This window comes from Micromonospora sp. C28ISP2-4, assembly GCF_030519385.1.
GTDB classification, from domain to species: domain Bacteria; phylum Actinomycetota; class Actinomycetes; order Mycobacteriales; family Micromonosporaceae; genus Micromonospora; species Micromonospora tulbaghiae.
This window is the reverse complement of record NZ_JAUMKG010000004.1, coordinates 189,780-211,384: the sequence shown is the minus strand read 5'-3', so window position 1 is coordinate 211,384 and position 21,605 is coordinate 189,780. Positions and strand designations below refer to the sequence as shown.

19 protein-coding genes are annotated in these 21,605 nt (G+C 73.5%); 14 read left to right on the top strand and 5 right to left on the bottom strand.

All coding sequences use genetic code 11. The annotated features are described in order from the left end of the window. The first annotated feature begins 7 nt into the window (after positions 1 to 7). On the top strand, positions 8 to 484 hold the full coding sequence (locus tag Q3W68_RS17130; RefSeq protein ID WP_302906384.1) for a helix-turn-helix domain-containing protein: 477 nt from the start codon (positions 8 to 10) through the stop codon (positions 482 to 484). A gap of 27 nt (positions 485 to 511) precedes the next feature. After that, positions 512 to 1,207: an SDR family oxidoreductase gene (locus Q3W68_RS17125; protein WP_302906383.1), complete on the top strand. Its 696-nt coding sequence runs from the start codon at positions 512 to 514 to the stop codon at positions 1,205 to 1,207. Between the two features lie 52 nt (positions 1,208 to 1,259). Here Q3W68_RS17125 and htpG read toward each other — a convergent pair whose 3' ends face one another. Next, on the bottom strand, positions 1,260 to 3,152 hold the full coding sequence (htpG, locus tag Q3W68_RS17120; protein ID WP_302906382.1) for a molecular chaperone HtpG: 1,893 nt from the start codon (positions 3,150 to 3,152) through the stop codon (positions 1,260 to 1,262). 137 nt (positions 3,153 to 3,289) lie between these two features. Between htpG and Q3W68_RS17115 the strand changes: the two genes are divergently transcribed. The 8 genes from Q3W68_RS17115 to Q3W68_RS17080 all read left to right on the top strand — a co-directional run bounded on the left by Q3W68_RS17115 (position 3,290) and on the right by Q3W68_RS17080 (position 9,778). After that, a complete protein-coding gene (locus tag Q3W68_RS17115) occupies positions 3,290 to 4,018 on the top strand; it encodes a FadR/GntR family transcriptional regulator (RefSeq protein ID WP_302906381.1) in 729 nt (242 codons plus the stop codon). Beyond that, entirely contained in the window at positions 4,015 to 4,842 is an 828-nt protein-coding gene (locus Q3W68_RS17110; RefSeq protein WP_368045744.1) for a sterol desaturase family protein, read from the top strand. The genes Q3W68_RS17115 and Q3W68_RS17110 overlap by 4 nt, the downstream gene beginning before the upstream one ends. Then, on the top strand, positions 4,839 to 5,507 hold the full coding sequence (locus Q3W68_RS17105) for a lysoplasmalogenase (protein ID WP_302906379.1): 669 nt from the start codon (positions 4,839 to 4,841) through the stop codon (positions 5,505 to 5,507). Before Q3W68_RS17110 ends, Q3W68_RS17105 begins: the two co-directional genes overlap by 4 nt. Further along, complete coding sequence (gene smpB, locus Q3W68_RS17100) at positions 5,480 to 5,971, top strand: SsrA-binding protein SmpB (RefSeq protein ID WP_302906378.1); 492 nt, start codon at positions 5,480 to 5,482, stop codon at positions 5,969 to 5,971. Before Q3W68_RS17105 ends, smpB begins: the two co-directional genes overlap by 28 nt. A gap of 108 nt (positions 5,972 to 6,079) precedes the next feature. Then, entirely contained in the window at positions 6,080 to 6,517 is a 438-nt protein-coding gene (locus Q3W68_RS17095) for a VOC family protein (RefSeq protein ID WP_302906377.1), read from the top strand. Between the two features lie 57 nt (positions 6,518 to 6,574). Then, the gene (locus Q3W68_RS17090; RefSeq protein WP_302906376.1) at positions 6,575 to 7,150 is read left to right on the top strand and encodes a helix-turn-helix domain-containing protein; all 576 of its coding nucleotides are present in this window, start codon (positions 6,575 to 6,577) and stop codon (positions 7,148 to 7,150) included. Then, on the top strand, positions 7,147 to 8,427 hold the full coding sequence (locus tag Q3W68_RS17085; protein WP_302906375.1) for an MFS transporter: 1,281 nt from the start codon (positions 7,147 to 7,149) through the stop codon (positions 8,425 to 8,427). The genes Q3W68_RS17090 and Q3W68_RS17085 overlap by 4 nt, the downstream gene beginning before the upstream one ends. Positions 8,428 to 8,542: 115 nt before the next feature. Further along, positions 8,543 to 9,778: a family 16 glycosylhydrolase gene (locus Q3W68_RS17080; RefSeq protein WP_302906374.1), complete on the top strand. Its 1,236-nt coding sequence runs from the start codon at positions 8,543 to 8,545 to the stop codon at positions 9,776 to 9,778. Between the two features lie 284 nt (positions 9,779 to 10,062). On the opposite strand, the gene Q3W68_RS17075 is transcribed toward Q3W68_RS17080, so the two are convergent. After that, positions 10,063 to 15,837, bottom strand: a complete 5,775-nt coding sequence (locus tag Q3W68_RS17075) for a TIR domain-containing protein (RefSeq protein ID WP_302906373.1) — start codon at positions 15,835 to 15,837, stop codon at positions 10,063 to 10,065. Positions 15,838 to 15,945: 108 nt separating this feature from the next. On the opposite strand from Q3W68_RS17075, the gene Q3W68_RS17070 reads away from it, so the two are divergent. Genes Q3W68_RS17070 through Q3W68_RS17060 form a run of 3 tightly spaced genes read left to right on the top strand, consistent with a single transcriptional unit; the run spans position 15,946 to position 18,468 of the window. Further along, positions 15,946 to 17,178, top strand: coding sequence for an SLC13 family permease (locus tag Q3W68_RS17070; protein WP_302906372.1), 1,233 nt, complete (start codon positions 15,946 to 15,948; stop codon positions 17,176 to 17,178). Positions 17,179 to 17,188: 10 nt separating this feature from the next. Next, entirely contained in the window at positions 17,189 to 17,512 is a 324-nt protein-coding gene (locus tag Q3W68_RS17065) for a nuclear transport factor 2 family protein (RefSeq protein WP_302906371.1), read from the top strand. A gap of 56 nt (positions 17,513 to 17,568) precedes the next feature. Beyond that, positions 17,569 to 18,468, top strand: a complete 900-nt coding sequence (locus Q3W68_RS17060) for a GNAT family N-acetyltransferase (protein WP_302906370.1) — start codon at positions 17,569 to 17,571, stop codon at positions 18,466 to 18,468. Positions 18,469 to 18,478: 10 nt separating this feature from the next. Here Q3W68_RS17060 and Q3W68_RS17055 read toward each other — a convergent pair whose 3' ends face one another. Then, positions 18,479 to 19,336 (bottom strand): helix-turn-helix domain-containing protein, encoded by an 858-nt coding sequence (locus Q3W68_RS17055; RefSeq protein WP_302906369.1) that lies wholly within the window; start codon positions 19,334 to 19,336, stop codon positions 18,479 to 18,481. A 136-nt stretch (positions 19,337 to 19,472) separates the two neighbouring features. Between Q3W68_RS17055 and Q3W68_RS17050 the strand changes: the two genes are divergently transcribed. After that, positions 19,473 to 20,156, top strand: coding sequence for an SDR family NAD(P)-dependent oxidoreductase (locus tag Q3W68_RS17050; protein ID WP_302906368.1), 684 nt, complete (start codon positions 19,473 to 19,475; stop codon positions 20,154 to 20,156). A 106-nt stretch (positions 20,157 to 20,262) separates the two neighbouring features. Here Q3W68_RS17050 and Q3W68_RS17045 read toward each other — a convergent pair whose 3' ends face one another. Beyond that, the gene (locus tag Q3W68_RS17045; RefSeq protein WP_302906367.1) at positions 20,263 to 20,673 is read right to left on the bottom strand and encodes a VOC family protein; all 411 of its coding nucleotides are present in this window, start codon (positions 20,671 to 20,673) and stop codon (positions 20,263 to 20,265) included. Between the two features lie 25 nt (positions 20,674 to 20,698). Then, positions 20,699 to 21,601 carry an inositol monophosphatase family protein gene (locus tag Q3W68_RS17040; RefSeq protein WP_302906366.1) on the bottom strand — a complete coding sequence of 301 codons (903 nt, stop codon included), beginning with the start codon at positions 21,599 to 21,601 and terminating at the stop codon, positions 20,699 to 20,701. Positions 21,602 to 21,605 lie beyond the last annotated feature (4 nt).

Below are 21,605 nucleotides of genomic sequence, written 5' to 3'. Positions count from 1 at the left end.
CGACGCCATGACGGACCTCCTCGCCCAGCGTGACTCCTGGTCCACCGCCAACTGCTCGATCGCCCGGGCGCTGGAGGTGGTCGGCAACCGCACCACGTTGCTCCTGTTACGGGAGGCGTCGTTCGGCACCCGCCGCTTCGACGACTTCGCCCGGCGGGTCGGCGTCAGCGAGCCGGTGGCCGCCGCACGCCTCAAGCAGCTCGTCGCCGACGGGCTGCTCGACCGGCGTCCCTACCGCGAGCCCGGGCAGCGCACCCGCGACGAGTACGTGCTCACGGCAAAGGGAAGCGACCTCATCCCGGTGCTGGTCGCGCTACGGCAGTGGGGCGACGCGTACGCCGCCGACGAGGCGGGCCCGGCGGTCCGGCTGGCCCACGACGAGTGCGGCGCGGCCGTGCACGCCCAGCTGCGCTGCGACGCCGGGCACGACGTACCGCCCGGCGAGCTGGCCGTCCTGCCCGGTCCGGGCCTGCTGTCCGCCTGACCTCTTCCCCACACCTCGGAGCGAGACATGAAGATCGCTGGAAGCACCGCCCTGGTCACCGGCGCCAACCGCGGCTTCGGCCGGCACCTGGCCGCCGAACTCGTCGCGCGCGGCGCCACCGTCTGGGCCGGCGCCCGCGACCCGGACACCGTGGACCTGCCCGGCGTCACCCCGGTACGCCTCGACATCACCGACCCCGCTTCGGTGGCCGCCGCCGCGGAGCGGGCCGGTGACGTGACGCTGCTGGCCAACAACGCCGGCGTGAGCACCGGCACCGACCTGCTCGACGGCGACCTCGAGAAGATCCGGCTGGAGCTGGAGACGCACTACCTCGGCACGCTGTCGGTGGTGCGCGCGTTCGCACCCCGGATCGCGGCGAACGGCGGCGGCACGATCCTGAACGTGCTGTCGGCGCTGTCCTGGTTCACGTTCCCCGGCGTCGGCGCGTACGGCGCGGCGAAGGCCGCCGAGTGGTCGATGACGAACGCCCTGCGCCTGGAGCTGGCCGGCCGGGGCGTCCGCGTCGCGGGCCTGCACGTGGGCTACATGGACACCGAGATGGCCGCCGCCGTACCCGGACCGAAGGCCCACCCGGCCGACGTGGCCCGGCTCGCGGCCGACGGCATCGAGTCCGACAGCTACGAGATCCTCGCCGACGACGTCGCCCGCCGGGTCCAGGCCGGCCTGTCCGGCGGAGTGGCCGCGCTCTACCCCGGAGTGTAAGGAAGGGCCCCTTCTTAACGCCTGGGCGTTAAGAAGGGGCCCTTCCTTACATCTAGAGGGCGCGGGCGAGGCGGTCGGCGAGGATGCGGGTGAACCGGGCCGGGTCGGCCAGCTCGCCGCCCTCGGCCAGCAACGCCATGCCGTAGAGCAGCTCGGCGGTCTCGGTCAGCGCGGCGGTGTCGCCGCCCTCCCCGTGCGCCTTGCGCAGCCCGGTGACCAGCGGGTGGGCCGGGTTCAGCTCCAGGATCCGCTTGACCCGCGGCACCTCCTGGCCCATCGCCCGGTACATCTTCTCCAGCGTCGGCGTCATGTCGTGCGCGTCGCCCACCACGCAGGCCGGCGACGTGGTCAGCCGGGTGGACAGGCGCACCTCCTTGACGCTGTCGGCGAGCGCTCCGCCCAGGAACGTGAGCAGGTCGGCGTACTCCTGGCGCTCCGCCTCGGCCTTCTCCTTCTCCTCCTCGGTCTCCAGGTCCACCTGTCCCTTGGCGACCGAGCGCAGCGTCTTGCCGTCGTACGCGCCGACGCGCTCGACCCACACCTCGTCCACCGGGTCGGTGAGGATCAGCACCTCGTAGCCCTTGGCGCGGAACGCCTCCAGGTGCGGTGAGTTCTCGATGGTGGCCCGGTTCTCGCCGGTGGCGTAGTAGATCTCGGTCTGGCCGTCCTTCATCCGCTCCACGTACGCGCGCAGGGTGGTCGGCTCGGCCGGGTCGTGGGTGCTGGCGGCGCGGACCAGTTCCAGCAGCGTCTCGGTGTTGTCCGGGTCCTCCAGCAGACCCTCCTTGACGACCGCGCCGAACTCGGTCCAGAACGTGCGGTACGACTCGGCGGACATGTCCTTGAGCGTGGCGAGCACCTTCTTGACCAGTCGGCGGCGCACCGCGCGGATCTGCCGGTCCTGCTGGAGGATCTCCCGGGAGATGTTCAGCGACAGGTCGTGCGCGTCCACCACGCCCTTGACGAAGCGCAGGTAGTTGGGCATCAGCGCGTCGCAGTCGTCCATGATGAACACGCGCTTGACGTAGAGCTGCACACCCCGGCGGCCCTGCGGGGAGAACAGGTCGAGCGGGGCGTGTGACGGCACGAACAGCAGCGCCTCGTACTCGAACGTGCCCTCGCCGCGCATGTGGATGGTTTCGAGCGGGTCGGCCCAGTCGTGCGCGACGTGCCGGTAGAACTCCTTGTACTCGGCCTCGTCGACCTCGTCCCGCGAGCGCGCCCAGAGCGCCTTCATCGAGTTGAGCGTCTGCTCCTCGCGCGTGGTGGCGCCGTCCTCACCGGGCTTGTCGAGAGTCATCCGGATCGGCCACGAGATGAAGTCGGAGTAGCGCTTGACGATCTCCCGGATCGTCCACTCGGCGGTGTAGTCGTGCAGGTTGTCCTCGGTGTCGACCGGCTTGAGGTGCAGCGTGACCGAGGTGCCCTGCGGTGCGTCGGCGACCTCCTCGATCGAGTACGTGCCCTCGCCCGCGGACTCCCAGCGGGTGCCGCCGGACTGCCCGGCGCGGCGGGTCAGCAGCGTCACCCTGTCGGCGACCATGAACGTGGCGTAGAAACCGACGCCGAACTGGCCGATCAGCTCCTGGGACGCGGCGGCGTCGGCGGACTCGCGCAGCTTGCGGAGCAGTTCGGCGGTGCCGGACTTGGCGATGGTGCCGATCAGGCCGACCACCTCGTCGCGGGACATGCCGATGCCGTTGTCCCGCACGGTGAGCGTACGGGCGTCCTTGTCGACCTCGATCTCGATGTGCAGGTCGGAGGTGTCGGCCGACAGTTCCTTGTCGACGAGCGACTCCAGCCGCAGCTTGTCCAGCGCGTCGGACGCGTTCGAGATCAGTTCGCGCAGGAAGACGTCCTTGTTCGAGTAGATCGAGTGCACCATCAGCTGCAACAGCTGACGGGCCTCGGCCTGGAACTCCAACGTCTCGACCCCGTCGCTCACACCGACTCCCTTCCCTCTGGCGGGCCTACGGCGGAAAGGATACGAGGGGTGATCGAGACGGCACGCACCGGCCGCCCCCGAGAACCACTGGTACAACCAGTTGACGAGTTGATGTGTCCGGGGCCACACTGCTGCGCATGACCTTCGATCCCGCGCCTCGTGTCTCGGTCTCCGACCACGTCTTCGGCCGGCTTCGTGACGCGATCGTGTCCGGTCGCTACGCGCCGGGCGAGACGCTGCCCGGCGAGCGGGAGCTGGCCGCGGCGTTCGCCGTCAACCGGCACGCGGTCCGGGAGGCGCTGCGCCGCCTGCAACAGCTCGGCCTGGTCCGGGTCAGCCAGGGCGGCGCCACCCGGGTGCTGGACTGGCGGGTCCACGCCGGGCTCGACCTGGCGCTGTCCCTGGCGCGCTCCGGTGACGTACTCCCGGTCGAGACGCTGGTGCGCGACATGCTGGAGATGCGGGCCTGCGTCGGGATCGACGCGGCCCGGCTCTGCGCCGAGCGCGCGGACGCGGCGGTCGTCGCCGCCCTGGTCCGGGCCGCCGAGGAGTACGGCGACCTGGCCCCCGACCTGGACCTGATGAACGAGGCCAACATCGCCATCTGGCGACTGGTCGTGCGCGGCAGCGGCAACACCGCCTACCAGCTCGCGTTCAACAGCCTGGTGGCCGGCACGTTCGCGGTCGGCGACGTCCCCCCTGACGCCCGCGCGGCCGAACTGCTCGACGTGGCCGGGCACCGCCGGCTCGCCGCGTCGGTGGCCTCCGGTCAGGGCGCGGCGGCGGCCCGGCACGCCCGGGCGCTGCTGACCGCGCCGGTCACCACCCCCACCACCCCCACCACCGGAAGGGAAGCGCGCGCATGATCCCCGCCGTGCTGTACGCCGTCCCGGCGTTCCTGCTCCTGATCGTCGTCGAGGCGGTCTCCTACCGCTTCCTGCCCGACGACGACGAACGCGGCTACGAGCTGCGCGACACCACCACCAGCCTGTCCATGGGGCTGGGCAGCCAGATCATCGGCTTCCCGTGGAAGCTGCTCACGGTCGGCCTGTTCGCGGCGCTGTGGACCGTGGCGCCGGTGCACCTGTCCCCCGGCGACTGGTGGACCTGGGTGATCCTGTTCTTCGCCGACGACCTGGCCTACTACTGGTTCCACCGCTCGCACCACGAGGTACGCGTGCTCTGGGCCAGCCACGTCGTGCACCACTCCAGCGTCTACTACAACTTCTCGACCGCGTTGCGGCAGAGCTGGACGCCGATGACCTCGCTGCCGTTCTGGCTGGCGCTGGCGCTGCTCGGCATCCCGCCGTGGATGATCTTCCTCCAGCAGTCGGTCAGCCTGCTCTACCAGTTCTTCCTGCACACGGAGCGGATCAGGGTGCTGCCCCGGCCGATCGAGTGGATCTTCAACACGCCGTCGCACCACCGGGTGCACCACGGCTCGAACACCGAGTACCTGGACCGCAACTACGGCGGCATCCTGATCATCTGGGACCGGCTGTTCGGCACGTTCGAGCCGGAGCGGGCCACCGCGCGCTACGGGCTCACGAAGAACATCGGCACCTACAACCCGCTGCGGGTGGCCACCCACGAGTTCGCCGCGATCTGGTCCGACGTACGCCGGGCCTCCTGCTGGCGGCACCGGCTGGGTTACCTGTTCGGCCGTCCCGGCTGGCAGCCGGCCCGATGAGGCGGCTGCTGCCCCTGTTCGGGCTGGTCGCCGCCGTCGAACTCGTCGGGGTCGCGCTCGACTCGACTGTGCTCCAGTGGCTGGCCAAGCCGCTACTCGCGCCGGTGCTGCTGGCGTACCTCTGGACGCAGCGGCGCCGGATCGACGCGGTGGCGGTCGGCCTGGTCGCCGCCACCGCGGGCGACGTCGCCCTGCTCCTGCCCGGAGACACCGCGTTCCTGGCCGGCATGGGCTTCTTCCTGGTCACCCAGATCGCGTTCATCACCGCCTTCGTCCGGCACCGACGCGCCCGGGTCGTGGCGTGGGCCGGTTACCTGCTCGCCTGGGCCGGCGCGAACGCGCTGCTGTGGGGCATGCTCGGGCCGCTGCGGCTGCCGGTGCTCGGCTACAGCCTGGCGCTGTGCCTGATGGCCGCCGCCGCGACCGGGGTGTCCGCGCGGGTCGCTGCGGGTGGGGCGTTCTTCCTCGTCTCCGACCTGCTCATCGGCGTCGGCGCGGCCGGCGTGGACCTGCCCGGGCGGGGCCTGCTGGTGATGGTCACCTACTGCGCCGCGCTGCTGCTCATCACCACCGGCTGGGTGGCCGCGACGCGACCGGCGACCGGCTCGCAGCCGCCGCCGGCGGGTACCCTGCTCGCGTGGCCAGGGAGAACGGGCGCAAGCTGATCGCCTCGAACAAGAAGGCGCGGCACGACTACGACATCCTCAAGACGTACGAGGCGGGCATCGTGCTGGCCGGCACCGAGGTCAAGTCGCTGCGTGAGGGGCGGGTGTCGCTTGTCGACGCGTTCGCCCAGGAGCGCGACGGCGAGATCATGCTGTACGGCCTGCACATCGCCGAGTACGGCTTCGGCACCTGGACCAACCACGCGCCCCGGCGCACCCGCAAGCTGCTGCTGCACCGGGTGGAGATCGCCCGGATCCTGGAGAAGCTGCGCGACGGCGGCGTCACGCTGGTGCCGCTGTCGATGTACTTCGCCGACGGCTGGGCCAAGGTGGAGCTGGGCCTGGCCCGGGGCCGCCGGTCGTACGACAAGCGCCAGGCGCTCGCCGAGCGGGACGCCAAGCGGGAGATCGCGCGGGAGATGGGCCGCCGCCTCAAGGGCCGGACGGCCGGCCGCCGAACCTGATCCGCCTCGTGTTGCGGACAGTACCTGTCCGCTGGTTCCGGCAGGCTGGACGCGACCGATCACACGCGCCGCCGTTTCGCCGGCGGACCGGACGGAAGGCGAGCTGACATGGCCCGCGATGTACAAATCACCATCGACTGCGCCGATCCGGCGAAGCTGGCGGCGTTCTGGGCCGAGGTCCTCGGCTATCGGGTCCAGGGCCCGCCGGAGGGCTTCGACTCGTGGGAGCAGGCACTGACCGCGATGGGGGTTCCGCCGGAGCGGCACAACGACGCCTCGGCCGTGGTCGACCCGGAAGGCTCCGGTCCGCGATTGTTCTTCCAGCGGGTGCCGGAGTCCAAGCGGGTCAAGAACCGGGTGCACCTGGACGTCCGGGCAGCGCCCGGGCTGACCGGCGAGGCCCGGATGGCGGCGCTGGAGGCGGCGGCCGACCTGCTGGTCCCGCTCGGCGCGACCCGCGTCGAGCGCTACGAGCCCGGCCCCCCGATGGACGCAGGGCACCTGCTGATGATCGATCCGGAGGGCAACGAGTTCTGCCTCGACTGACCCCGTCAACCAACAATGCTTCTTGTACATTGTTTCTTGTGGGTCTAGCCTGGCGGCATGACCGACGGGACCGGCAACCGGCGCGTGAGCGACCCGCGAGCCATGCGGGCGCTGGCCCACCCCACCCGGCTACGGCTGCTCGGCGAGTTGCGCCTACGCGGCCCGCAGACGGTCGGCATGCTGAGCGAGCGGACCGGTGAGGCGGTGGGCTCGGTCAGCTACCACGTCGGAAAGCTGGCCGAGCACGGCTTCGTGGCCGAGGCGCCCGAGCTGGCCCGGAACCGGCGCGAGCGGTGGTGGCGGGCCGCGCACGCCACCACCGACTGGGATCCGCTCGAACTGCTCGACGACCCGGAGCGCCGGCTCGCCGGCAACATGCTGCGCCAGGCCGCCATGCAGCGCTACGTGGACCGCTACCAGGCGTACCTGGATTCCGAGGCGAGCCTCGACCCGGCCTGGGTACGCGGCACGACCAGCAGCGACATGGTGCTGCGCCTGACGCCGGAGGAACTGGTCGAACTGCGCGACGAGTTGTCGGCGCTGGGCCGGCGCTGGCAGGAGCGCGGCGCACCCGGCCGGCCCGGCGCGGAGATGGTCACGCTGATCTGGCAGGCGTACCGGGGGCCGCAGTGACCCGCGACCGCCGGCCGCTGGCCGGACTGCTGATCGGGCACGCCGTCTCGCTGACCGGCAACGTGCTCACGCTCATCGCGCTGCCGCTCTACGTGCTGGCCGAGACCGGCTCACCGGCCGCCACCGGGCTGGCCGGCGCGTTCGCCACCGCGCCGGTGGTGCTCGGCGGCGCGTTCGGCGGCGTGCTCGTCGACCGGATCGGCTACCGGCGCTCCAGCGTGCTCGCCGACGTGATCTCCGGCGTGACGATCGCCGCCGTACCCCTGTTGCACGCCACCGTCGGCCTGCCGTTCCCGGCGCTGCTGGCCCTGGTCTTCGTCAGCGGGCTGCTGGACACACCCGGGCAGACCGCGCGCACAGCCCTGCTGCCGGAGGCCGCGGAGGCGGCCGGGGTGCCGATCGAGCGGGCGGTCGGCTGGGCGGAGGCGACCTCGCGCGGCGCCCGGATGATCGGCGCGCCGGTGGCCGGCCTGCTCGTCGGCGTGTTCGGCGCGCTGCCGGTGCTGGCCGTGGACGCGGTGACGTTCGCGGTGTCGGCGCTCGTGGTGACGCTGCTGGTCCCGCGCGGCCTGAGCCCGTCCGGCGACGGGAGCGAGCCGGAGACCGGGGGCTACTGGCGGCAGTTCGCCGCCGGGCTGCGCTTCCTGGTCCGCGAGCCGCTGCTGCGGGCCATGGTCCTGCTGGTGCTGGTGACCAACCTGTTCGACGCGGCCAAGAGCCAGGTGCTGCTGCCGGTGGTCGCCGACCGGGAACTCGGCGGACCGGCCGCGTTCGGCCTGCTGGTGGGCGTCATGGGTGGTGGCGCCCTGGTCGGCTCGCTGGTGTTCAGCGCGATCGGGCACCGGCTGCCCCGCCGGGCCACGTTCGTCACCGCGTTCGCGCTCTGCGGCGCGCCGCCACTGTGGGCACTCGCCGCCGCGCCGCCGCTGCCGGTGGTGGTCGCCGTGGTCGCGGTGGCCGGGCTGGCCGCCGGCTCGCTCAACCCGCTGATGGGCGCCGTCGAGCTGGAGCGGGTGCCGCCCGCCATGCGGGCCCGGGTGTACGGCGTGATCGGCGCGGGCGCGTGGGCGGCGATGCCGGCCGGCGCGGTCGGCGCGGGATTCGCCGCCGATCGGTTCGGCACCACGTCCACACTCGTCGTGATGGGCGCCTGCTACCTGCTGGTCGTGCTGACGCCGCTGCTGGGCGGCCCGTGGCGGGGCATGCGACGGCCCGCCGTGGTGCGGCAACGCGAGCCGGAGCCCACGTCGGAGCGCCAGCGGGAAGCACTCTCTTGACATCGACCGACTTCGTTCATACCTTCATCGAAGTCTAATTGTATGGTTTGTTAACCGTTGGGCGGGGCCGGCCGCCGTTACGGAGAACGGCCACCACCCCCGCAGGAGGCGCCCCGTGCGCACCATCCGTACCCTCGCCGCACTGGCGGCGACGGCCGTCGGCCTCACCGCCGCCCTCGCCCTCGTCCCCCACTCCCCCGCGATCGCCGCCCCCGGCGCGGTCACCTGGTCCGACGACTTCAACGGCCCGGCCGGCGCCGCCCCCGACGCGAGCAAGTGGCGCTACGACATCGGTGGCGGCGGCTGGGGCAACAACGAGCTGCAGTACTACACGAACAGCACCCGCAACGCCGCGCTCGACGGCAACGGCAACCTGGTCATCACCGCCCGCAGGGAGAACCCGTCCGGCTACTCGTGCTGGTACGGAAGCTGCCAGTACACCTCGGCCCGGCTGCTCACAAACGGCACGTTCGCCCAGGCGTACGGGCGGTTCGAGGCACGCATCAAGGTCCCGCGTGGACAGGGGCTGTGGCCGGCGTTCTGGATGCTGGGCAACGACATCGGCACGAACCCGTGGCCCGGCAGCGGCGAGATCGACATCATGGAGAACGTCGGCTACGCGCCGTCGACCGTCTGGGGCACGCTGCACGGCCCCGGCTACTCCGGCGGCAGCGGCGTCGGCGCGTCCACCTCACTGCCGGGCGGCCAGGCGCTCGCCGACGCCTTCCACACGTTCACCGTGGACTGGGCGCCGGACTCGATCACCTGGTACCTCGACGGCGTCGCGTACTCCCGCAAGACGCCCGCCGACATCGGCGGCAACCGCTGGGTCTTCGACCACCCGTTCTTCATGATCATGAACGTGGCGGTCGGCGGCAACTGGCCCGGCTCGCCGGACGGCAGCACCACGTTCCCGCAGACCATGACCATCGACTACGTCCGGGTCCAGGCCTGGGACAACGGCGGCGGGGGCACCGGCGGGCAGATCGTCGGGTACGGCGACAAGTGCGTCGACGTGGCCGGCGCCAACACCGCCAACGGCACCCCGGTTCAGCTCTGGACCTGCAACGGCACCGCCGCCCAGCGCTGGACCTGGAACGCCGACGGCTCGGTACGCGCGCTCGGCAAGTGCCTCGACGTGGCCGCCGGGTCCATCGCGAGCGGCGCCAAGGTGCAGCTCTACGACTGCAACGGCACCGGCGCACAGAAGTGGGTGTTCAGCGCGGCCGGGGACATCGTCAACCCCCAGGCCGACAAGTGCCTGGACGCCACCGGTCCCAGCTCGGCCGACGGCACCCGGCTGCAGATCTGGGACTGCACCGGCGCCGCCAACCAGAAGTGGCGCCGCTGACCGGCGTCCCGGCCCGGGGCGGGCGGCGCACCCCGCCCGCCCCGGCGCACCCGCACCCGCACCCGCACCCGCACCCGCACCCGCACCCGCACCCGCACCCGCGATGTTGCACTTTCGGCCCGAGTCGCGCCCCGAATGCCCCGTTCGCCCGGGCACAAAGTGCAAGATCGCGGGCAGGGGTGCGGCGCCGACGAAGCCGGTCCACTTGTGATCAAGGAGTTTGTGTCCGGGGCGGACGCGGATCGGGACACAAACTCCTTGATCAACGGGAGGTCAGGGAGGGGTCAGAAGGGGGCGTCCACGGACAGGCGGCGGACCTGGGTGAGGTAGGGGTCCAGCTCGCCGACCTCGAACCGGCACGTGCCGATGACGTGCCAGAACTGGCCGCCCGGGTCGCCGTCCAGCTTGTACCGGCCGTCCGGGCTGACCGCCGCCCAGCCGTCCGGCAGACCGATGAGCGTGGTCCGCAACTGGGCGTGCTCCGGGTCGGCCACGTCCCACAGCCGTACCGTGCCGTCGTCACCGGCGCTGGCGAGCAGGCTGCTGTCCGGGCTGAAGTGCACCGACCAGACGCGTCGCGTGTGCGCGGCCAGGGTGCCGTGCAGGCGGCCGGTGACCGGATCCCAGAGCCGGATCACCAGGTCGTCCCCGGCGGTGGCGAGCAGGTTGCCGTCGGGGCTGAACGCGCAGGACCAGAGCCGGCCGTCGTGTTCGGTGAGCACCAGGCGCCGCTCGCCGGTGACCGCGTCCCAGATCACCGCCGTGCCGTCGTTGCCGGCGCTGGCGAGCAGCGTGCCCTCGCTGTTGAAGCCGACCGAGTAGACCCGGTCGGTGTGGTGTTCGAGGGTGAGCCGGCAGGTGGCGGTGGCGGCGTCCCAGAGCCGTACCGTCTGGTCGTCGCAGCCGGTGGCGATGGTCTCGCCGTCGGGGCTGAACGCAACGGTGCGCACGCGCCCCCGGTGCGGGGTGAGCGTGGCGAAGTGCCGGCCGGTACGGCGGTACCACAGGCGTACCGTGTCGTCGTCGTTCGCGGTGGCGAGGGCGTCGCCGTCGGGGCTGAACGCCACCGCCCAGACGTGGTCGGTGTCCACGTTGAGTTCCCGCTCGTCGGCGCCCGTGTCGGTGTTCCACAGGTGCACGCCGCCGTCGCCGCTGGGGGTGGCCACCAGGGGCTCCTCGGGGCAGAACACCACCGACAGCAGCCGGTCGGCCGGGCTGGCGAGCTGCCGCAGCAGGCGGCCGGTACGCGGCTCCCAGAGCCGGATCACGCCGTCGTTGCCGCAGGCGGCGAGCACCTCGCCGTCGTCGCGGAAGGACAGCGCGGTGACCCGGCGGCCGTGCCCACGCAGCGTGTGCTGGAGCTGCCCGGTGCGGACGTCCCACAGCCGGGTGGTGCCGTCGTTGCTGCTGGTCGCCACCTGGTTCTGGTCCGGCCGCCAGACCACCGGCCAGACCGAGCCGCGGTGCCGGGTCAGCTCGTGGCGCACCTGCCCGTCGTCGGTGTCCCAGAGCTGGATCGCGCCGTCGCTGGCGGCGGTGGCGAGCAGGCTGCCGTCACCGTTGAACCGGACGCTGTAGATCGCGCCGCGCTGCCGCCCGAGCACCCGTACCGGCCGGCCGGTCTCGGTCTCCCACAGCCGCAGCGCGCCGTGCGTGTCGCCGGTGGCCATCAGCGTGCCGTCGGGGTGGATGTCGAGGGCGTACACGTCGGCCTCGTGGCCGCGCGGCGCGCGCAGCAGCTCGCCGTCGGCGGCCCGGCGGATCCAGATCCGGCCGTGCTGCCCGACCGCGGCCAGCAGCCGGCCGTCCGGCGAGTGCACCACCCGGTAGACCACCTCCGGCTCCTGCACCTCGAACGCCAGCTTGCCGGTGGGGATGTCCCAGCCGCGGACCGTGCCGGCACTGTCGGCCACCACGATCCGCCGTCCGTCCGGGCTGAACGAGGTGCCCCAGATCGGCGCGGAGTGGCCGGGCCACTCGTGGCGCAGCCGGGCGCCGCGGGTGTCGTACAGCCGCACCACGCCCGCCGCGTCGCCGACCACCAGCCGGCCCCGGCGGCCGTCGGTGAGCAGCGGCCACACCCAGCCGGTGAAGACGTCCTCGATGACGTGCCGCACGTCGCCGTGGTCGGCGTCCCACAGCCGTACGGTGAGGTCGGCCGAGCCGGTGACGAGCTGGTGGGAGGCGGCGTCGTAGCGGACCGCGTACACCCGGGACCGGTGTCCCTGGAGCGTGCGCACCGGCAGCCCGGTGGCGGTGTCGCAGAGCAGCACACCACCGTCGTCGCTGCCGACGGCGAGCACCGCGCCGTCCGGGCTGTACGCCACCGGCACCGGCAGCCGGCCCACCTCGAAGCCGTAGCCGACGCCCACCGCCGGCGGGGCCAGGCCCGGCGCGACCGGCCGGCCCGGCGCGACGACGGCGCCGCGCAGTTCCGGGGCGCGCAGCAGCGCCGGGTCGGCGCTGACGTCGATCAGCGCGGTGCGGTGCCAGCTGCTGCCCGCGACGCGCGCGCCGCGCAGGTCGGTACGGAACAGGCGCGCGCCGGCCATCTCCGCGTCGCGCAGGTCCGCCCCGGCGAGGCGGGCCTGGTCCAGGCGGGCGCCGCGCAGCCGGGCGTGCTCCAGCCGCGCCTCGGTCAGGTTGGTCGCGACCAGCCGCGCGTCGGTCAGGTCGGCGCCGGTCAGGTCGGCACCGGCGAGTTCCCGGTGCGACAGGTCCTCCCCGCGTAGCACCGCGCCCCGCAGGTCGGCCCGGTCGGGCAGGCGCAGCCGGGCGGACAGCCGCAGCGCGTTGGCGCGCAGCGTCTCGCCCGCCGACTCGTCGCCGAGCACCCGGGCGGTCCACGCGGTGCAGCGGGCCGGGTCGGCGAGGTCGCCGAGGAACTCCACGGCGAGCGCGGACAGCGACCGCACCGCCAGCGCGGCCGGCTCCTCGCCCCGGTTGATCTGCTCGGCCACCCCCTCGGCGACGAGCCACTCCATCACCGAGGTGTGGATGAACCCGAACAGCCCGTCGTCGGTGCGGACCAGCAGGCTGCCCGCGCCGACCGCGTGCGCCGCCTGCGGGCCGGACAGCCGCGAGTCGGCCCGCCCGGCGAGCCGGCCGGTGGACTCGGCCAGCTCGGCCAGGCGCAGGTATGCCTCGCCGCTCTCCCAGAGCTGGAACGCCAGCCGGCTCACCGCCTGCCACAGCTCGGGCCGGCGCAGGCTCACCGGGGCGCCCGGGATGCCCTGGGTGCGGCGTTCCTCGAAGTCCAGCCAGGACTCCAGGATCTCCCGGTAGAGCGCGGCGGCGCTGAACGTGCCGCCGGCGCCGGCGACGGCGGCGAGCCGCCCCTCGTCCAGGTTGGCGATGAAGCCGAGCATGCGCGGGTTGCGGGAGAGTCCGAGCAGATCCTTCACGCCGGCGAGCAGGTCCATCCGCTCGCGGGCGGCCCGCTCGTCGCCGCCGTACCGGTTGCGCAGGAACGCCTCGATCTGCCCGGGGGTGAAGTCCTCCACCGCGAGTACGCGCCGGTGCGGCAGCAGGCCGACCCGCTCGCCCAGCGCGGTCAGCACCTGCGAGTTGGTCTTGAAGTGCTGGGTACGGCTGCTCACCACGATCTTCGCGTTGCCCTCGGCGGCCTGCAGCAGCGTCTCCAGGTGGTCGGCCGCCCGGTCGTACGTCACCCGGGCGACCAGCTCGTCGAACCCGTCGAACAGCAGCACGATGCGGCCCTGGCGCAGCATGTAGCGGAACGCCTTGAGGTCGATCACCTGCTCGCCGTGGTTGGCCAGGTGCGCGGCGACGAGGCCGTCCACGGAGTGCGCCTTGTCCAGCGCGCGCAACTCGACCAGGATCGGGATGAGGTCGGGCGCGGCGGTGGGCAGCCGCCGGGCCACCTCCCGCAACGCGAACGTCTTGCCCCGCCCGAAGTCGCCGAGCACCAGCACGAACCGGCCGTCCGGCGCGGAGACGGTCTCCAGCAGCTCGTCCACCACGTCGTCGCGTACGCGCTGGTCGGCGCCGACGAGGTGGCGGTAGCGCTGCGGCACGTACTGCCCGGGCGGGTAGAGCCGGTCCGCCTGGAGCCGGGCGGTCTGCGCGGCGACGTACTCGCGCAGGTCGAGCAGGCCCTGGAACTCGGTCAGGTGCAGCACGCGTACGCCCCGGCGCTGCGCCTCCTCGGCCAGCCCGCGCGGCACCCGGTCGCCGTCGTAGACCAGCTCGGAGGCGATGTCCGGGTCGGTGGCGTGCACCCGGCGGGCGAAGACGTCCACGTCGGCGGCGGTGGGGGTGCCCACGTGCGCGCCGACGCGCTGCTGGCGGACCACGCCGTCGGAGCGGTAGCTGATGTACAGGTGCGGTGGGTCGGTGCCGACGCGGCGCACCACCACCCGGTCGTAGCGGGCCTCACAGACCTCGGCGAGCCGGTCCAGCAGCCGTTGCACCGGGGCGACCGGCGCGGCGGCCGCCGCCGCGCCCTGGGTGGCCCCCTCGACGGCGACCGGGCGGCGCGGGTCGGGCACCTGGGCCGGGCCGGACGCGCCGAAGGTGGCCTCCGCGTGCGGCCAGGACACGGCGGTGACCGTGCCGCCGTCGAGCCGGTCGTCGCGGCCGAGCACCCAGCGGGTCATCCCGTCGCCGCCGAGCCGCAGCACCTGCGCCCGGCCGTCGCGGGGCGCGGCGGCCAGCGGCACCACCGGGTCCACCCGGGCCGACGGCGCGGCGTCGGAGAGCAGCAGGTTGAGCATCGGCCCGACGAGCCGGTTGACCGAGCCCCTGTCGCGCAGCGACACCGGGTCCGGCGGAACCTCGTCGGCGTACGGGCTGCGCGCCCCCGGGGCGTGCGCCATCGCGCCCAGCCGCAGCCAGCCGGACTGCTGGTAGTGGCGCAGCCGCTGCGCGAACCAGCTGGACTGCGCCTCGCCGAGGAAGCCGTACCGGTCCTCCTCGCGGTGGGTGATGGCGATGGTGGAGTTCAGCCCGGCCACCACCACCCGCAGGTCCGGCACCGGGAACAGCGTCCAGGGCTGCTCGCTGTCGAAGATCCGGTCGTCGAGACCCTGGTAGAGGTCGTCGAACAGGCGCGCGTAGTGCCGCCACTTCGGCCAGTACGGCGGCTGCGGGTCGACGTCGTCGGCCTCGCAGGTGGCGAAGTACGCGCGGCACGCGGCCATCGTCACGTCGCGCGGGCCGGGCACCACGACGAGCCGGTGCGGTTCCAGCCCGAGCAGCACCCGCAGGCCGGTGAGGAAGCTCAGCGCGTCGGAGAACTCCCGCGGACTGCCCGACTCGGTCAGGTTGCCGGCGACGACGAGCAGGTCAGGCCGGGGCACGCCGTCGTTCATCAGCAGCGTCAGGTCGCCCATCAGGTGTTCCTGCACCTCGCCGGGGGTGACCGGCGCGCCGGGGGTGATCACGCCCCGGCCGAAGCGCGGCCCGGCGACCTGGAGCACCGTGACGGTGTCCCGGGCGGTCGGTGGCGCCGCCGCGGCCGGCGGGAACGGCGGCGGGTTGATCGGGGTACGCCGGGCGCGGCGGGGCGCGGGCGCTCCGGCGGCGGGCGCGGCGAGCACCCCGTGCGGGTCGGCCGGGTGGTGCGGGAACGCCGGCTGCCGCATCGGCTTGGCCCGGCCGTCGAGCGCCTCCCGGATGCGGTCGAGCACCCGGTTGCGGGCCTGCACCGGGTCGTCCACGCCGACCAGGTCCACATAGGTGATGGTGGCGAGCAGGCCGTCGATCGGGCAGTCCTCGACGCGTACCGTGACGAGCTTGTTGCCGGTGCCGTCCGGGTCGGCGCGCAGCGCGGCCTGCCACTCCAGCTTGCCGTAGGTGGAGTGCAGGTAGCGCTCCGACAGCACCGCCACCACCACCTCGGCCTCACGGACGCCGCGGTCCATGAAGTCGATGAAGTTGGTGCCCGCGACGAAGTCCCACGCCTGCAACAGCGTTCGATAGCCGGCCGCCTCGAACTCCCACGCCAGCCACGTGGCCCAGCGTTCGTCCGCGGGCGAGTAGCTGATGAAGAAATCGATGGGGCGGTCGGACCGGGTGGGGTGCGCGCCTACAACCACATGGTCATTATGGCCACCGACGGTCAACAGATCGACACCCTCGGCAGCTCGGATCGCGACCGCGTCGGGCCCCTGTGCCCGCGCCGGCATGTGCGAGGATCATCCCTCGTGGAGACCCCCGGCGATCCGCCGAACGCCGTGCCCGACCGTTCCCGCTGGGGCCGCCTGCACGTGCTGGACTGGATCGCGATCGGGCTGGCCGTGCTCGGGGTGGTGTGCGTGCTCACCGGGCTGCTGCCCCGCGCCGACGCCGAGGGCACGATGCGGCGGATCGTCCCGATCCTGATCTTCCTCGGCACGGTGGTGGTGCTGGCCGAGCTGACCGCTGTGGCCGGGGTCTTCGACGCGCTGGCGACCCGGGTGGCGGTGACCGCGCGGGGCAGCTTCCGGGCGCTGTTCTGGCTCTGCGTCGGCTTCGCCTCGGTGACCACGATCGCGCTCAACCTGGACACCACTGCGGTGCTGCTCACGCCGGTGATGATCGCGCTGGCCCGGGCGCTGAACGTGCCGCCGACGCCGCTGGCCATGACCACCGTGTGGCTGGCGAACACGGCGAGCCTGCTGCTGCCGGTGTCCAACCTGACGAACATCCTGGCCAGCGACCGGGTGGGCCTGGACCCGGTGCCGTGGGCGGCCCGGATGTGGTGGCCGCAGCTGGTCGCCGTCGCGGTGACCGCGCTGCTGCTGTGGTGGTGGTACTGGCGTCCGGCGCGTGCCGGGGCCGACCCGTTCGTCCCGCCGCCGCCGTACGTGCCGCCGGACCGGGTGCTGTACCGCACCGCGCTCGCCGCCTGCCTGCTCTTCGTCGCCGGGATCCTCGCCGGGGTGGAGATCGGCATCGCCTCCGGGGTGGCCGCCGCGATCCTGGTCGCGGGCTTCGCGGTGCGGGCCCGGCACCGGTTGCGGCTCGCGCTGGTGCCGTGGCGGCTGCTGGTGTTCGTGACCGGGCTGTTCCTGGTGGTGCAGACCATCGGGCGGTACGGCCTGGACACAGTGATGGGCACGCTCATCGGCGCCGACCCGGGCGCGGAGGGGGCACTGCGGGCGGGCGCGGTCGGCGCGCTGTTCAGCAACGTGGTCAACAACCTGCCCGCGTACCTGGCGGGCGAGGCGGTGATCGCGGCCGACCGGCACACCCAGCTGCTGGCGCTGCTGATCGGCACGAACGTGGGTCCGTTGGCCACGCCGTGGGCGTCGCTGGCGACCCTGATCTGGTACGAGCGCTGCCGGGCCGCCGGGGTGGCCGTGCCGCTGGGCCGGTTCGTGGCCACCAGCGCCGCGCTCGCCGTGCTCGCCACCACCGCCACCGTCACGGCGCTTCTTGTCGGTCCCGGCGCCTAGCATCGCGACCATGAGCAACACGCCAGAGATCGTCCGCCGCTACTTCACGCTCGCCGGCCAGGCCGACGAGGAGCCCTACCTCGCGCTGTTCGCCGACGACGCGGTGGTCGAGGACGAGGGACGCACCCACCGTGGGATCGACGAGATCCGCGCCTGGCGCAGCGGCACGCCGCTGGTGTCGTACGAGATCACCGACGTCGAGCAGACCCCGGCCGGGACCGTGGTGACCGCGACGATCAGCGGTGACTTCCCCGGCAGCCCGTTCGCCGGCCTGCGGTTCCGGTTCGAGGAGTACGACGACACGCACATCCGCCGGCTGCGCATCGCCCCCTGAGCCGGGGCGGGAAAACCGCTAAGGCGCGGTCCCGGCCGCTGGCTACCGTGGCCCGCATGACCGCCGCGCCGACGCTGCACTTCTGCACCGACCCGGGCGAGTTCCTCGCCGCCGCCGAGGCGTACCTGGCCGCCGATCCGGTGGTCAACACGGTGGTCGCCACCGTCGCGCGCCGGATGGCGGCCCGCCACGCCGAGGGCGTCGCGCTGCCCGAGGGCGACTGGTGGCTCGTGGTCCGGGACGCCTCCGGGGCGGTGGTGGGCGCCGCGATGCGTGCCGCGCCGTTCCCGCCGCGACCGCCGTTCCTGCTGCCGATGCCGCGGGAGGCCGCCGTGGCGCTGGCCCGGGCGTGGCACCGGCGCGGCGAGCGGGTCCGCGCGGTGAACGGTGCGCTGCCCGCCGCGCGCGCCTGCGCCGACGAGGTCGTACGCCTCGACGGCGGCCGGGTCGAGGTCGCCCAGCACACCCGGCTGCACCTGCTCGACCACCTGACGCCGCCCGCCCCGGTGCCCGGTGCGCTGCGGGTCGCCGGGCCGGACGACGTCGACCTGGTCGCCGCGTGGTTCGGCGAGTTCATGGCCGACGCCGACGAGCAGGCGGGCCGCCCGCGCGGGACGAGCGCGCACGAGACGCCCGACCGTGCCGAGCTGCTGCGCCGGATCCGGGACGGGCGGGTCTGGTTCTGGACCGACGGGTCGGGTGCTCCCGTGCACCTGACCGCCGCCAATCCGCCGTCGTTCGGTGTGGCCCGGGTCGGACCGGTCTACACGCCGCCGGAGCAGCGCGGACGCGGCTGGGCCGGCAACGCGGTCGCGCAGGTGTGCCGGCTGCTCACCGCCGAGGGCGTGCGGGTGTGCCTGTTCACCGACCAGGCCAACCCGGTGTCGAACCGGCTCTACGCCCGGCTCGGTTTCCGGCCGGTGGTCGACATGGCCAACCTGGTCGTCGCCGGCTGACCCGGCTGCCTCACGCCTCGGCCGGCTGAAGTCGCCGTCCGGTCTCCGGGGCGTCCAGGCTCGCCGACGCCAGCAGCGCCAGCTTCTCGGCGTCGCCGGACCCGGCCTCGGGGTGAAAGACCACGACCATCAGCGTCTCGGCGCCACCGATGGCCAGCCGCTCCCGGTTGAGGGTCAGCTCCCCGAGCTGCGGGTGCCGCATCCGGATCGGCCCGCCGCTCTGTCCCCGTACCTCGTGCCGGGCCCAGAGCTGGCGGAACCGGGCGCTGCCCAGCGACAGCTCGCCGGTGAGTTCGATGAACCGGGGATCGTCGACGTCGGTGCCCACCGCCTGCCGCAGGTTCGCGACGAGACATTCGGTGAGGTCCTGCCAGTCCGGGTAGCGGGCCTGCTCGGCCGGGTCCAGGAACATGTCCCGGAGCTGGTTGCCACCGACGGCGAGCCGGGGCGACAGCGCGCGGGCGAGCCGGTTCGAGGCCAGGATGTCGAAGTACCGCCCCTCGATGTACGCGGGCTGGGCGAGGGAGTCCAGCAGCTTGAGCGCGCCCGGCGGCGGGGTCTCCTTCGGCGACCGGCGGCGCCGCCGGGGCTGCTCCGCGACGAGGGTCAGCAGGTGGGCCAGGTGGTCGTCGTCGAGGCGCAGCACCCGGGCGATCGACTCCAGCACCTGCACCGACGGGCGGCGGTCCCGGCCCCGCTCCAGCCGCAGGTAGTAGTCGGCGCTGATGCCGGCCAGCATGGCGACCTCCTCGCGCCGCAGCCCGGGCACCCGCCGCACTCCCCCGTCCGGGATGCCCGCCTGCCGCGGGGTCACCAGCTCTCGCCGCGCCCGCAGGTACGCGCCGAGCGCGTTCGTCGTCTCGCTCACCACACCACCGTACGGCGCGGCGACGCCCGCAGAGGGGGCCCTGTCAGGACCCCGGTTCGACAGGGCTCTGGCCGGTGCGGAGGGCCGTTCGTAGCGTTCCCCACGGCCGTCCGGCCCACGTACCGCGAGGAGAGACATGACCGTCACACTGATCACCGGCGCCAACAAGGGCATCGGTTTCGAGACCGCCCGGCAGCTGCTCGACCTGGGCCACGTCGTCTATGTCGGCGCGCGGGACGTCGAGCGCGGCGAGAGGGCCGCGGCGACGCTCGGCGCGCGGTTCGTGCAGCTCGACGTGACCGACGACGCGTCGGTCAGCCGGGCGCTGGCAGCGATCGACGCGGCCGAGGGCCGGCTCGACGTGCTGGTGCACAACGCGGGAGTGCTCGACGAGGCCGTCAGCGGCCCGACCGCCCTGCGTGTCTTCGACACGAACGCGGTGGGCGTCGTCCGTGTCACCGAGGCGGCGCTCCCACTGCTGCGCCGGTCGCCGAACCCCACTGTGGTCACGGTGTCCAGCAGCGCCGGGTCGTTCTGGGCGACGACAAACCCGGACCGGCCGGAGTACGGCATGCCGGCACTGCTCTACGCCTCGTCCAAGGCGGCGGCCACCATGCTGACCCTCCAGTACGCCAAGGCGAACCCGGGAATCCGGTTCAACGCGGTCGAGCCCGGCTTCACCGACACCGACATGACCGCCGCGATGGCCGGCGGCCGGTCGCCGCGGGACAGCGCCCGGGTGATCGTACGGCTGGCGACGCCGGACGCGGACGGACCGACCGGGACGTTGCAGGACGAGCACGGCGAGCTGCCCTGGTAGGACGCGGCTCAGCCGGCGGGGCCGAGCGCGCGGCGGCGGACGCCGGCCGAGGTGGCGGCCCGGCCGGCCGAGCGTCGTCGCGGCGGGCGGCCTGACGCGCCACCGGTCAGGCGTGGCGGGCGCGATCCGGCTGGTGGAACTGCTCGAACATCACCTCGTAGCCGTCCGGGTCGAGCCCGTAGAAGATCCGTGCCCAGCCCACGTCCTCCGGCTCCAGCGTGACCGGCAGCCCCTCGTCGCGCCACAGCGCGTACGTGGCGTCGAGGTCGGCGGTGGGCACGGTGAGCACGACACCGAGCCCCGGCGGCCCGGCCTTGACCTGGCGTTCCCGATCGCTGTCGTGGTGCCCGTGGTGGTGCAGGTCGGACAGGATCAGCCAGGTGTGGCCGAACGTCAGGTAGCGCAGGTCGGGCTGGTCGGGCTGCGGGATCTGCTTGAAGCCGAGTCGCAGGTAGAGCCGGTGGGAGCGGTCCAGGTCACGGACCCGGAGCCCGAGCTTGAGCTGTCTGGCGGCCATCCCGCCGAGGTTAGCGGACCCGGGGTCACCAGCCGACCGAGCCGAGACCGACCGGGGTGAGGCGGCGTACCTGCGGCTCGATCCACTGTGCCGCGGTGACCAGTTTGACCAGCCGGTCGATGGTCTCCGGTGGCCCGGCCACGAAGCTGCGCCGGTCCGCCGGGCAGCCGTACCTGTCGTCGAACGTGCCGCCGTCGAGCGCGCGTACCGCCATGCCGGCCTCGACGGCGAGCAGCATCCCGGCGGGCAGGTCGACCGCCTCGGGGCGGTAGCCGACGATGCCGTCGATGTCGCCGCGGGCCAGCATCACCCAGGACAGCAGCGGTGCCCACAGTTGCAGCACCCGGCGCGCGCTGGTGTCGAGCACCACCTTCAGCGCCCGGGCGGTGCTGTCGTCCCGGCGTACCTCGTGCCCCTGGGTCCAGGCCAGCACGGGCGCGGACGGCACCGGACGGTGCGCGGCCCGCAGCGGCCGCGCCGCCGGGCCGGACGCGTGCACGAACGCGCCCCGGCCGCGCACCGCCGACCAGGTCCGGCCGGCGACCGGGTCGTGCACCACGCCGAGCACCGGCGAGCCGTTGTCGCACAGGGCGATCCCCACCACGTACGCGGGCAGCCCGATCGCCACGTTGTTGGTGCCGTCGAGCGGGTCGACGAGCCACGCCCAGGTGGTGTCCGGGGCGTACTCGCCGCCCTCCTCGGCGATCACGCCGTGCTCCGGCCAGCGGGCCCGGATCCGGTCGACGATCAGCCGCTCGGCGGCCAGGTCGAGGTCGGTGACCAGGTCACCGGTGTCGTTCTTGGCCCGGGCGTGCACCTCCCCCCGGGTGCCCCGGCGCAGCAGGCGGCCCGCCGCCTGGGCGGCCTCCACCGCGAACCGGTGCGCGTCGCGCAGGTCGGGCCCGCCTCTGCTCGGCTCCACGTCCATGGCT